Origin of the sequence: Streptacidiphilus sp. MAP12-20 (assembly GCF_041262525.1) — a bacterium.
Lineage (GTDB): Bacteria > Actinomycetota > Actinomycetes > Streptomycetales > Streptomycetaceae > Streptacidiphilus.
This window is the reverse complement of the sequence record NZ_JBGCCK010000004.1, coordinates 38,061-50,473: the sequence shown is the minus strand read 5'-3', so window position 1 is coordinate 50,473 and position 12,413 is coordinate 38,061. Positions and strand designations below refer to the sequence as shown.

At 70.6% G+C, this 12,413-nt stretch carries 9 protein-coding genes; 7 read left to right on the top strand and 2 right to left on the bottom strand.

The genetic code is table 11. The annotated features are described in order from the left end of the window. Positions 1-110 precede the first annotated feature (110 nt). The 6 genes from hutI (at position 111) to ABIA32_RS06350 (ending at position 7,789) form a co-directional block, all read left to right on the top strand. Positions 111-1,268: an imidazolonepropionase gene (gene hutI / locus ABIA32_RS06375; protein WP_370092865.1), complete on the top strand. Its 1,158-nt coding sequence runs from the start codon at positions 111-113 to the stop codon at positions 1,266-1,268. A 151-nt stretch (positions 1,269-1,419) separates the two neighbouring features. Then, the gene (locus ABIA32_RS06370) at positions 1,420-2,145 is read left to right on the top strand and encodes an LPXTG cell wall anchor domain-containing protein (RefSeq protein WP_370092864.1); all 726 of its coding nucleotides are present in this window, start codon (positions 1,420-1,422) and stop codon (positions 2,143-2,145) included. Positions 2,146-2,414: 269 nt separating this feature from the next. Further along, on the top strand, positions 2,415-3,740 hold the full coding sequence (locus ABIA32_RS06365) for a WxL domain-containing protein (RefSeq protein ID WP_370092863.1): 1,326 nt from the start codon (positions 2,415-2,417) through the stop codon (positions 3,738-3,740). An 85-nt stretch (positions 3,741-3,825) separates the two neighbouring features. Continuing rightward, positions 3,826-4,884, top strand: a complete 1,059-nt coding sequence (locus ABIA32_RS06360; protein ID WP_370092862.1) for a DUF916 domain-containing protein — start codon at positions 3,826-3,828, stop codon at positions 4,882-4,884. After that, on the top strand, positions 4,881-6,014 hold the full coding sequence (locus ABIA32_RS06355; protein WP_370092861.1) for a hypothetical protein: 1,134 nt from the start codon (positions 4,881-4,883) through the stop codon (positions 6,012-6,014). The genes ABIA32_RS06360 and ABIA32_RS06355 overlap by 4 nt, the downstream gene beginning before the upstream one ends. Then, positions 6,011-7,789 carry a hypothetical protein gene (locus ABIA32_RS06350; protein ID WP_370092860.1) on the top strand — a complete coding sequence of 593 codons (1,779 nt, stop codon included), beginning with the start codon at positions 6,011-6,013 and terminating at the stop codon, positions 7,787-7,789. The genes ABIA32_RS06355 and ABIA32_RS06350 overlap by 4 nt, the downstream gene beginning before the upstream one ends. 70 nt (positions 7,790-7,859) lie before the next feature. Here the strand turns inward: ABIA32_RS06350 and ABIA32_RS06345 are convergent, their stop codons facing one another. Together ABIA32_RS06345 and ABIA32_RS06340 are read right to left on the bottom strand one after the other, a co-directional pair. Continuing rightward, complete coding sequence (locus ABIA32_RS06345) at positions 7,860-9,380, bottom strand: peptide MFS transporter (protein WP_370092859.1); 1,521 nt, start codon at positions 9,378-9,380, stop codon at positions 7,860-7,862. Positions 9,381-9,623: 243 nt separating this feature from the next. Continuing rightward, positions 9,624-11,117 (bottom strand): peptide MFS transporter, encoded by a 1,494-nt coding sequence (locus ABIA32_RS06340; RefSeq protein ID WP_370092858.1) that lies wholly within the window; start codon positions 11,115-11,117, stop codon positions 9,624-9,626. A gap of 147 nt (positions 11,118-11,264) precedes the next feature. On the opposite strand from ABIA32_RS06340, the gene ABIA32_RS06335 reads away from it, so the two are divergent. Continuing rightward, positions 11,265-11,939, top strand: a complete 675-nt coding sequence (locus tag ABIA32_RS06335; RefSeq protein WP_370092857.1) for a response regulator transcription factor — start codon at positions 11,265-11,267, stop codon at positions 11,937-11,939. The last annotated feature ends 474 nt before the right edge of the window (positions 11,940-12,413 follow it).

Below are 12,413 nucleotides of genomic sequence, written 5' to 3'. Positions count from 1 at the left end.
GCGAGAAACCACCCTGTGCGGATGGCCCAGCTCGTTCAGTGGCCCGCTCGTGGGTGGCTTGTCGCGCAGTTCCCCGCGCCCCTGATGGTGCAACGAACCCAAGGAGCGAAATGTCGACGTTGATCACCAATATTGGTTCCCTGCTCACCAACGACCCCGAGCACGGCACCCTCACCGACGCCGCGCTCGTCATCGAGGGATCCCGCATCGCCTGGGTCGGCGCAGCCGCCTCCGCGCCCGGCGCCGACGAGCGGGTGGACGCCGAGGGTCGCGCGGCCATCCCCGGGTTCGTCGACTCGCACTCGCATCTCGTCTTCGCAGGCGACCGCACCGCCGAGTTCAACGCGCGGATGTCCGGGCAGAGCTACACCGCCGGAGGCATCCGCACCACCGTCGCGGCCACCCGCGCCGCCACCGACGAGGCGCTCGACGCCAACGTCCGCCGCTACCTCGCAGAGGCCCTGCGACAGGGCACCACCACCGTCGAGGTGAAGTCCGGCTACGGGCTGACCGTCGAGGACGAGGCCCGGTCCCTGCGGATCGCCGCCGCGCACACCGCCGAGACCACCTATCTCGGCGCGCACGTCGTCGCACCCGAGTACGCGGACGACCCGGCCGGCTACGTGGAGCTGGTCACCGGACCCATGCTCGACGCCTGCGCGCCGCACGCGCGCTGGGTGGACGTGTTCTGCGAGCGCGGGGCCTTCGACGGTGACCAGGCGCGGGCGATCCTCACCGCCGGAGCCGCCCGTGGACTGACCCCGCGCGTCCACGCCAACCAGCTGACGGCCGGACCCGGCGTCCAGCTCGCCGTCGAGCTCGGCGCGGCCTCCGCCGACCACTGCACGCACCTGACCGACGAGGACGTGAAGGCGCTCGCGGACGCGCACGAGACGACCGTCGCGACGCTGCTCCCCGGCGCGGAGTTCTCCACGCGCGCCGTCTATCCCGACGCGCGCCGGCTGATCGACGCGGGGGTGAGCGTCGCGCTCTCCACCGACTGCAACCCGGGGTCGAGCTTCACCAGCTCGATGCCGTTCTGCATCGCCGTCGCCGTGCGGGAGATGGGGATGACGCCGGACGAGGCCGTCGTCGCCGCGACGCTCGGCGGGGCGCGGGCGCTGCGCCGCTCCGACGTCGGGCACCTCGCGTCCGGGGCGCGCGCCGATCTCGCGCTGTTGGACGCGCCCTCGCACGTGCACCTCGCGTACCGGCCGGGGGTTCCGCTGGTCAGCGGCGTCTGGCAGGGAGGCGTGCGGGTTCTCTGACGCGCCCCCGGCCGCGCTCGCGCACCAGGAAGCTCCCACTGCTCAATGAGAAGGTCGCTGCACGAGGGTTCCCCCCGCCGTGTGCCTGTCGTACCGTCAGCGAGAATCTGACGACGCGTCAGTAAGGTGCACGGTCCGGAGGAGGGCGAGCGTGAGCGGCAGGAGTGGAAGGGTCACGAAGGGGGTTGCGGCGGGGCTGCTCGCCCTCGGCATCGCGGGGGTGGCGGGCACGCCCGCGCAGGCGTCGACCGTAGCGGTCAACTATTCGTGCAAGTCGCCGATCGGCGACAAGTCGGCGACCTCGCAGGTCGATATCGAGGCGACGCCCAGCGGGTCGAGTTACGCGGTGACGGTCACCTTCACCAATGGGGTCTCCTCGAGTCCGGTCGCCCTCGGGGCGGGTTCCATGGTGCCGAGCGTGTATGTGACCGTCGGCGGCGCCGACTCGGGCAGTTTTCTCGCGCAGGGCACCGGCAATGCGGCGACCATCCCGGCCAACAGCCCGATCAGGCTCGGCAGCATGACCGGCACCTACACGCCGAAGAAGAACGGTTCGGTCACCCTGACTCCCGGCAAGCTGGTGATCAAGGCGCTCGGCACCGAGACCGACTGCACGGCCGCGAACGTCCCCGTCGCACTCACGCTCAACGTCACCGGCGCCTCGTCGGGCAGCACCACGAGCACCGGCGGCAGTACCGGCAGCACGGGCAGCACCGGCAGCACCACGAGCGGTAGCGGCAGCTTGCCTCAGACCGGACCGGCGGACGACGCCGTCGCCTTCGGCCTGTTCGGCGGCACCGTGCTGCTCGTCGGCGTCTCCGGCGCCCTCTGGCTCACCCGCCGCAACCGCCCCGGTCGTCCCAATGTGCGCATGTGAACGTTTTGCCTTGACTTCTAAATCTGACGGGTCGTCAATATTGGCCTGCAGGGGGGATGGGACTTCCCTGTGCACGAGGCCGACCGCCCCGTCCACAGCAAGGGAATCAGGGCGGCCGGCCCGCACGGCACCGTAGCGCCGATCGCAGGATAGTCCGGGGCCGCACCCCTCGGTAGCTGGTGTTCCTGACGGCGGAGCCGCGGTGACCGTGACGGCGGTCACGCACTGGGCGTGTACGCCGTCCGACCACCGAAAGGAGCACCACCAACGTGTTCCAGCACTCTTCTCGTCGCAGACGAGCCGCAGCATGGGGCGGGGCTGCCGCGCTCGTCGTCGGCCTGCCGCTGGCCCTCGCCGGGTCCGCGAGCGCCGCCTCGTCGGCGGGGACGACCGTCTCCTACGCCACCACCTGCGTGCCGCCGGCGATCGCCGGTCTCCCTGCTCAGCACGGCACCACGCAGGCGACGGTCAGCCTCTCCGACACCACGCCGACGGCGGGGGAGACGGTGACGGTCACCTTCGACGTCGTCAAGGCGGCCTCCGGCAACGTCTCCAGCTTCACCGTGCCGGCCGGCAGCGTCAGCGCCACCGGTGACGTGCAGCTCAGCGGGGCGTCGACCGCGCAGGTCCAGGTCGCGGCCACGGCGGCCCAGATCAACAACCCGGCCATCCCGCCGGGCGGGGCCTTCCCCGAGATCAAGATGACCGGCACCTTCGTGGCTCCGGCCACCGGAACGATCAACTTCGCGCCGGACGGCGACACCATCAGCGTGGCCGGAACCAACACCGTCTGCACCGTGGACACCCCGCCCGCGCCGACGTCCAACTCGCTGACCGTCACCATCCCGAACAACCGCACCGCGACGGCCACGCCGAACCAGGGCCCGGTCGGCACCAAGGTGAGCGTGTCCGGATCCGGCTTCACCGCGAGCTCCCCGGTCATCATCGCGGGCTTCGCGGGCACCGCCGGGACCGGCGACGTGGCCCAGGTGACCTCGGACGCCAGCGGCAACATCAGCGGCACGCTGACCGTCAACGCGCCGACCACGACCGGAATCATCGCCTTCGAGGGATCGACCTACGACCCGACCAAGGCCGCTCCGCCGATCCCGTTCACCGTCACCGCCACCGTCAAGCCCGGTGACCTGCAGCAGTCGCTCAACTCGACCGTACTGGCGGGGACCCTGAGCATGACGCAGTCGGGCACCTCGGTCACCATGACGCCCGTGCCCTTCGGTACCGGCGGCGCGTCGACCGGCACCCTCAACACCGTCACCGTCCTGGACTACCGCGGTGGATCCACGGGCTGGACCCTGACGGCCAGCAACACCAACTTCACCGGCCCCGGCACGGCGAGCCTCCCGGCCGCCGCCCTCAGCTGGACGCCGTCCTGCACCACCACCACGGGCAGCCCGAGCACCTGCGTCGCCGGCTCCGCCGGTGTCGTCGGCGCGACCGGCGCGACCCTGGCCAGCACCCCGGCAGCGACGCTGACCGGTGGTCAGTTCGCGGCCAACGCGGGCCTGACCCTCACCGTCCCGGCGTTCACCGCGCCCGGGGCCTACACCTCGACCCTGACGCTGACCCTGGCGTAAGGAGCACCGCGCACGACGCACCACCGTACTTGTCCAAGGGGCCCGGGGGCGCACACCCCCGGGCCCCGCAAGGGGAGGCTGACCCATGCCGGTACCACCGTCCCGACCGTCCCCAGCGGCATGGCTGCTCAGACCTCTCGCGGCCGTGCTGGCCGCGCTGCTGGCGTTCGGTGCGCTGCTGCTCGGCGGCGCAGGCGCCGCGCAGGCCGCGAACAACGGCACCTGGGCCGTCTTCCCGACCCCGCCCGCCGGTACGGCGACGCCGGGGCCGAGTGACCGGCAGTACTTCTACCTCGAATCCGCCCCCGGCCGGACGATCAGCGACCGCGTCTCCGTGGTCAACCTGACCGACAAGCCGATGGCCTTCCAGTTCTACGGCGCCGACGCCTACAACACCCCGCGCGACGGCGGCTTCGCGCTGCGTACGGCGGGCCAGCCGATGACCGGCGTGGGCAGGTGGCTCACACTCAACACCCAGCAGCTCACCGTGCCCGCCAGGACCCGCGCCGACATCCCCTTCACCCTGGCCATCCCCGCCACCGCCGAGCCGGGCGACCACCCCGGTGCGATCGTCGCGGTCGAGACCGGGACCGAGGCCACCACCCAGCAGGGCGGCATGGCCGTAGGCATCAAGCGCGCCGTGGGCGCGCGCATCTACCTGCACGTGTCCGGCACCTCCGTACCGGCTCTCAGCGTCGACTCCGTCAGCGTGCAGCGCACCGCCCCGCTCCTCCCCGGACTGGGCGCGAGCAAGGGCACACTGCACTTCACGCTCACCAACCACGGCAACGCGACGCTCCACCCGCGCGTCGAGATCAGCGAGAGCGGCTGGTTCGGTTCTGTCTATCACCGGGCACCGACAGACACCGGGATCGAGCTCCTGCCGGGCCAGTCCGTGCAGCTCACTCTCGCGCTGCCGAGCCCGCCGCAGTTCGACGACGTGTCGGTGACGGTCAAGGCCAGCGACGGCGCGACGAGCGCGGTCGGCAGCGGCGGCTACCTGGCGATGCCCTGGCTGGTGGTCGGGGTGGTCGTGCTGCTGCTGGCCGGTGCGGGCTGGTGGTTCTGGCGGCGCGCCAAGCGTCGCAGGATCCACCGCGGCGGACGCCGATGGACCCGCGAGCCCGTGGAGGCCGCGGCGTGAAGACCCTCCGCGCGCTGCTCACGGCGCTTCTGCTCACCCTCTCGGTGCTCGCGCTTCCGGCCGCCACCGCGCACGCGGCGGGCGGCCCGGTCGCCGCACCGCTGCCGGACGCGGCCAAGCCGGGCGCGACCACGACCGTGGCCGGCTCCGGCTGGCCCGCCCACGCGCTGCTCACCGTGCTGCTCTGCGGCCAGAACGCGGTGGCCGGGACCGACGACTGCGCCAACGCCTCCGGCCGCGCGGTCACCACCGACGCCGCCGGCCGCTTCGTGCAGCAGCTGGCCGTGCAGACGCCGCCGCAGCCGTGCCCCTGCGTGATCCACGTCAGCACCGTCACCGGCGCACAGCTGAGCCTCGACACCGCTTTCGACGTCATCGGCGCACCGACGAAGCCGATCCCGCAGGACGCCGCAGGCAACGGCCAACTCGTGCTGCTGAGCGCATCGTTGAGCGGCGACAACGGCATGCTCAACATCTTCGGCGCGCCACCGAACCGGACGTTCAAGGCGATCGTCGCCAATATGGGCGGCAGCCCGCTCGCCAACCCGGAGTTCGAACTCGGCACCTGGCACTCGGTCTTCGCGCCCGACTGGAGCGCCGCGCCCTGGCAGGGCGTGCTGCAGCCCGGCCAGAAGGCGGAGATCGACCTGCCGGTGCAGTTCGCCTCGGGGGCCAACGGCCGCTACTACGTGGCCCTCCGCTACCAGGGCCGGACGCTCGCCACCGAGAGCGAGGACCTGCCGGTGGCCTGGGGCGTGGACGTCTTCTGGGCGCTGCTCGGGATCGTCGTCGCGGTCGGCCTCTTCCGGGCCGGACTGGCGGTGCTGGACAAGGTCCGCCCCGACGTCACCGAACGCCGCAGGGAACGCCGACGCGCCCGCCTCGGCCGCCGCCGCGCGGGCGACCCGCCCCCGGCCGAGGATCGTCCGGAGGTCCCGGAACCGCCGACGCAGCTCCTGCCGCCGATGCCCGACTACGCGCCGACGGCGGCCCACCGCTCCGCCCGGCCCCCGCGACCTTCCGAGCTCACCCTGCCGTGGTTCGCCCCCGGCACGGTGACCACGACCGCACCACCCAGGCCCGCACCCCTGGTCCGACCACCTCAAGCGGAAAGGCTCACTGACACGTGAACAGGATCCGGCTGGCCGGGGGCATCGTGATGGCCCTGGCCGGCACCTCACTCATTGTGGGCGCGCCGAGCGCGTCGGCGGCCGACCTCAGTTTCGCGACCACGTGCAACCCACCGATCGGCAGCACGGTGCACGGGACCACGACCGTGGACATCACCAGCGACAACAGCAGTCCGAAGGCGGGTGACACCGTCAACATCACCTGGAAGACGGTGAAGGCGGCGTCGGACAATCCCGGTTACATCGACCTGAGCGCCAACTCGGTCCTGCCGACCGGCCACCTGACCCTGGGCGGCGCGCAGACCGGGACCCTCGCGGTCGCCGGAACCCGCACCAACCCGCCGATACCGAAGAACTCGCCGATGGTCCTCTCGGACATGAAGGCCACGGTGAAGCTGACCACGGCGGGCGACGTGACCTTCACGCCTGCGGACTACAACGTCAACGTGATGTCCACGGACACCTCGTGCAAGCCGGACTCCACGCCCGCCCCCGGCCTGACCCTTCACGTCGCGTCGGGCGGAGGCGGCACGACGGGAGGCACGACCACGACGGGCGGGACCACGACCGGGGGAACGACCACTGGTGGGACGACAACGGGCGGAACCACGACCGGCGGCACGACCGGTGGCGGGGGCGGCAGTAGCTTCCCCGGGACCGCTGTCAGCGTCGCCTACACGTGCCAGACGCCGATCGGGGTCAAGTCCGCCACCTCCGACATCACCATCAGCGCGGTCAAGTCCGGTGACTCCTACGCCCTGACCGAGTCCTTCGCTTCCGGTGTCTCCTCTTCGCCGGTCGCGCTCTCGGCCGGTTCGATGGTGCCCAGCACCACTGTCGTCCTCGGCGGCGCGGACCAAGGCAGCCTGACGCTGACCGGCCCCGGCAATCCGGCCGACATCCCGGCGAACACGCCGATCAAGCCCACCGACATGACCGGCACCTACACCCCGCACGGCAGTGGCTCGGTGACCTTCACCCCCGGCGTGCTGACGATCAAGGCGCTCGGCACGACCACCACCTGCACCGCCACCAACCAGCCCGGCCCCTCGCTCACGCTCCAGGTGACCGCAGGCGCCTCCGGCGGCACCACCACGACCGGCGGGACCACGACGGGTGGAACCACGACGGGCGGGACGACGACGGGCGGCACGACCGGCGGCGGTGGCGGCACCAGCTTCCCCGGGACGCCCGTCAGCGTCGACTACAACTGCGTCACGCCGATCGGCAACAAGTCGGCCACGTCCGACATCACCATCAGCGCGGTGAAGTCCGGTGCCTCGTACACCCTCACCGAGTCCTTCGCGACCGGCGTCTCGACCGCGCCGGTGCCGATCCCGGCCGGGGCGATGACGCCCAGCACCACCGTCATCGTCGCCGGCGCCGACAACGGGCAGTTGAACCTGACCGGTCAGGCCAACCCGGCCGCCATCCCGGCCAATACGCCCATCAAGCCCAGCGACATGACCGGGACCTACACCCCCGGCCACACCGGTGAGGTGAAGTTCGCCCCCGGCGTGCTGACGATCAAGGCGCTCGGCACGACCACCACCTGCACCGCCGCCAGCAAGCCCGGCGCCTCGCTCACCCTCCAGGTGACCGCAGCCGCCTCCAGCGGCATCGGCGGCAGCAGCGGTGCGGACGGCGGGCTCGCCAACACCGGTGGCAGCAGCGCCCCGTACCAGGCGCTCGGCCTGGTCGGCGGCACGGTGCTGCTGCTCGGTGCGGCGGTGTTCGTGCTGACCCCGTGGCGGCGACTGCGCAAGCAGCGCTGACCCCGGCGACGCGACGCGAAGAAGAGGGTGCCCCGACGGGGGCACCCTCTTCTTCGCGAGACGGGTCAGGTCAGTGCACGTCGCCCATCAGGGCCCGCACCTTCCTGCGGTACATCCAGATCGCGACACCGGCCAGCGCGGCCGCCGCGCCCTGGATCGCGAAGGACGCCGTGCTGAGGAACGCGTTGCCCATCAGCTGCTGCAGGACCGCCGCGACGCAGTCGCCCGCCGTGACGGCGAGGAACCAGATGCCCATCATCTGGCTGGCGTACTTCTTCGGCGCGAGCTTGGTGGTGACCGAGAGCCCGACGGGGGAGAGCGTCAGCTCGCCGACCGTCTGGATCAGGTAGACAAGCGCCAGCCAGAGCGGGGTGACCAGCACGCCGCCCGAGGCCGCGGCCATGGCCAGCATCATCACGCCGAAGGAGACGCCGATCAGCACCAGTCCGATGGCGAACTTCACGGCCGTGCTCGGGTTCTGCCCGCGACGGTGCAGCCAGACCCAGAGCCAGGCGACGAGCGGCGCCAGCGCCATGATGTAGAGCGGGTTGAGCGACTGGAACCAACTGCTCGGGAAGTCGAAGCCGAAGAGCTTGCTGGACGTGTTGTTCTGGGCGAACAGGTTCAGCGTCGAGCCGGACTGGTCGTAGATCATCCAGAAGATCGCGGCGGCGACGAAGAACCAGATGTAGCCGGAGAGCTTGCTGCGCTCGTCGCCGGACAGGTCGGGGTCCCGCTTGATTCGGGCGAAGACGATGATCGGGATGATCAGGCCGACCAGGGTCAGCGACCAGATGATCCACTGCATCGAGAAGTTGCCGGTCAGCGCGACGACGCCGTAGAAGGCGACGGCCAGGGCCAGCCAGAACAGTCCCTTGCGCAGCAGCGGCGCGCGCTCGGCGGCCGGCAGCGGCGAGGTGACGACGGAGCTGACCGGGCTCAGGTGGCGACCGCCGAAGATGTAGACGATCAGGCCCACCGCCATGCCGACTCCGGCGAGGGCGAAGCCCAGGTGCCAGTCGACCTTCTGGCCCACGGTGCCGATCACCAGCGGGGCGGCGAAGGCGCCGAGGTTGATGCCCATGTAGAAGATCGTGAAGCCGCCGTCCCGGCGCGGGTCGTTCTTGTCCGGGTAGAGGTGGCCGACCATCGTCGAGATGTTGGCCTTGAGCAGGCCGGAGCCGAGGGCGATGAAGCCGAGGCCGACGAAGAAGGAGACCGAGGCCGGAACCGCCAGCAGGAAGTGGCCGATCATGATGACCACGCCGCCGACCATGACGGTCTTGCGCGCGCCCCAGAAGCGGTCGGAGATCCAGCCGCCGGGGAGGGCGAGCAGGTAGACCATCGCGTTGTAGACGCTGTAGATCGCGGCGCCGGTGGCGGCGTTCAAGTGCAGGCCGCCCTGGCTCGCCGGGGCGACCAGGTAGAGCACCAGCAGCGCGCGCATGCCGTAGAAGCTGAACCGCTCCCACATCTCGGTCATGAAGAGCGTCGAGAGTCCTCGGGGGTGACCGAAGAACGACTTCTTGCTCGGGACGTTCGCGGCGACGGCGGTGGCCTCGGCGACGACGTCGACAGGTATCGGCGGCATGGCTGTGTTCCTTGCAACGGGTGCTACGGGATTCGGACCACTGTAGGTCAGCGTTTGAGCGGGTCTGACCATGATCGGAGCTATTGATCTTTATGCCCGGTTCACGTATTTCCCGAAAGCTGCCATAGATTCCTCCGTCGATTCTCGGAGATGCCTATGAATCTTCCGGCGATTTACCCACTTGCCCGCTGATTCGATGGCTTCCGGAGGTCCTGCCTCCGGTTCCCCGCTGTGAGATGGTTCTCAGCGCACCTCGCCGAGGTACCGCCGGATCTTCCGCCGGTTCAGCAGGATCGCCACGCCGGCCAGCACCGCGAGTGCGATCTCCGCCGTGACGTACGGTCGGCTGTTGAGGTCCGCGCCGGCCGTCGTCGCGAGCGAGGTCGTGCAGTCGCCCGCCGTGACCGCGAGGAACCAGACGCCCATCATCTGGCTGCCGTACTTCTCCGGCGCCAGCTTCGTCGTGACCGAGAGGCCGACGGGGGAGAGGCAGAGCTCGCCGACGGTCTGGATCAGGTAGACGACGCAGAGCCAGAGCGGGGTGACCTTCGTGCCGCCGGAGGCCGCGGCCAGGGCGAGCAGGAAGACCGCGAAGGAGGCGCCGACCAGCATCAGGCCGATCGAGAACTTGGTCGCGGTCTCCGGCTCCTTGTTCCGGGCGGCGAGGCGCTGCCACATCACGGCGAAGACGGGAGCCAGCGCCATGATGTAGAGGGGGTTAAGCGACTGGAACCAGCTCGAGGGGAAGTGGATGCCGAGGAGGCTGTTGGCCGTGTTGTTCTGGGCGAAGATGTTGAGCGTCGAGCCACCCTGGTCGTAGATCATCCAGAACACGGCGGCAGCGACGAAGAACCAGATGTAGCCGGTCATTTTCGCGCTCTCCTCGGCGGAGAGGTCGCGGTCCCGCTTGATCCGGAGCAGCGTCCAGGCAGGGAAGAGCAGGCCGATGACGGTCAGCGGGATCGTCACCCAGTTCACCGTGTAGTGGCCGGTCCCGCCGACGACGGCGTAGAAGACGACGGCGACGGCCAGCCACGCCAGCCCCTTGCGCAGCACGCTGCGCCGCTGCTCGCGACTCAGGGGGGTAGGCACGGCGTCGCTGTGGTGGCTCAGCGTCCCCATCCCGAACAGGTAGATGATCAGGCCGATGCCCATGCCGACTCCGGCGAGGGCGAAGCCGAGGTGCCAGTTGACCCGCTGTCCCACGGTGCCGATCACCAGCGGGGCGGCGAAGGCGCCGAGGTTGATGCCCATGTAGAAGATGGTGAAGCCGCCGTCCCTGCGCGGGTCCTTGGGGCCGCTGTAGAGATGGCCGACCATCGTCGAGATGTTGGCCTTGAGCAGGCCCGAGCCGAGCGCGATGAGGACCAGGCCGATGAAGAAGGCGGACGGCGCGGGCGCCGCCAGGGTGAAGTGGCCGATCATGATGACGCAGCCGGCGACGGCCACCGTCTTCTTCGGGCCCCAGATCCGGTCCGCGACCCAGCCGCCGGGCAGGGTCAGCAGGTAGACCATGGACACGTAGACGCTGTAGATCGCCGTGGCCGTGCTCGTGGAGAAGCCGAGACCGCCTTCGGCGGGCGTGGCCGTGAGGTAGAGGACGAGCAGCGCGCGCATGCCGTAGTAGCTGAACCGCTCCCACATCTCCGTGGTGAAGAGCGTCGCCAGCCCCCAGGGCTGGCCGAAGAAGGTGCGGTCCGGTTTCGCCGAGAGGTCCCGAACCACGTCCTGAGTCATCGCCCGAGCCGCCTCTCCCCTTTATGTTCCATTTATGCCTTTTGCTGACGTTAGGGCAGTCGATCACGATCGGCCCGGAGGAACAGGCCGTCATGCTCCGTTCGATGGAAGCGGAACGGCGGCCGCTGGGCGGACTACGATCGAGCCATGACGCGTGTACTGCTCGCCGAGGACGACATCGCCATCTCCGAGCCGCTCGCTCGCGCGCTGCGCCGCGAGGGCTACGAGGTGATCGTCCGCGAGGACGGCCCCTCCGCGCTGGAGACCGCGAGCGCGGGCGGCAGCGTCGACCTGCTCGTGCTCGACCTCGGCCTCCCTGGCATGGACGGCCTGGAGGTCGCCCGCCGGCTCCGCGCCGAGGGCCACGGCTTCCCGGTGCTGGTGCTGACCGCGCGTGCCGACGAGGTCGACACCGTCGTCGGCCTCGACGCGGGCGCGGACGACTACGTCACCAAGCCCTTCCGCCTGGCCGAGCTCCTGGCCCGCGTCCGCGCACTGCTGCGCCGCGGCACCGGCGACCTGACGACGGGCGCGCACGGCGTCAAGATCGACGTCGACTCCCACCGCGCCTGGCTCGGCGACGAGGAGATGCAGCTCTCCGCCAAGGAGTTCGAGCTGCTCCGCGTCCTCGTCCGCGACGCCGGACGCGTCGTGACCCGCGAGCAGATCATGCGCGAGGTCTGGGACACCACGTGGTGGACCTCGACCAAGACGCTGGACATGCACATCTCCTGGCTCCGCAAGAAGCTCGGCGACGACGCGGCCAGCCCCCGCTACATCACCACGGTGCGCGGCGTCGGCTTCCGCTTCGAAAAGGGCTGACGCCAGGGGCACGGAGCGGGCACCAGGCCCCTCGGTAGCTTGCGCGCTTGCCAACTCCGCGTCACCAGACCGCGACTGCGGATCGAGGAGCATAGCGCCCTCGGCGCGACCGGGCGGAAGCGCGGGCGCTGGCCAGTCAAAACGGGCAACATGAACAAGCCATACCGGTAACGCATTCCGGTGGCCTGCGTGCGTGTTCGGTTGGCCTGCTTTGCGGCGGCGATACCGGGCGTGGGTGTCGGTCTGCGGGCAGTCCTGCGGGCACGTGCCCCCTCAACTGGGCCCCGCCGTGCAGGGCGGGAGCGGAAGGATCCCCTGCGTCGGATGACGGCGACACCGTGATCCGTGGGTGGCGAGGGGGCTTGGCGGACAGCGTAGGGCGGGATGCGGGCGCGGCGGCAGGGGTGGGGGCCCCCGGTACGCTGGCCTGCAGCGAGGGTCGGAGAGGGTGAGGGCGTTGATGCGGGCAGGGCT

Bases quoted from the DNA above. Each gene is read 5' to 3' on its own strand.
- hutI (WP_370092865.1), top strand. From the start codon at position 111: ATGTCGACGTTGATCACCAATATTGGTTCCCTGCTCACCAACGACCCC.
- ABIA32_RS06360 (WP_370092862.1), top strand. From the start codon at position 3,826: ATGCCGGTACCACCGTCCCGACCGTCCCCAGCGGCATGGCTGCTCAGA.
- ABIA32_RS06345 (WP_370092859.1), bottom strand. From the start codon at position 9,380: ATGCCGCCGATACCTGTCGACGTCGTCGCCGAGGCCACCGCCGTCGCC.
- ABIA32_RS06340 (WP_370092858.1), bottom strand. From the start codon at position 11,117: ATGACTCAGGACGTGGTTCGGGACCTCTCGGCGAAACCGGACCGCACC.
- ABIA32_RS06335 (WP_370092857.1), top strand. From the start codon at position 11,265: ATGACGCGTGTACTGCTCGCCGAGGACGACATCGCCATCTCCGAGCCG.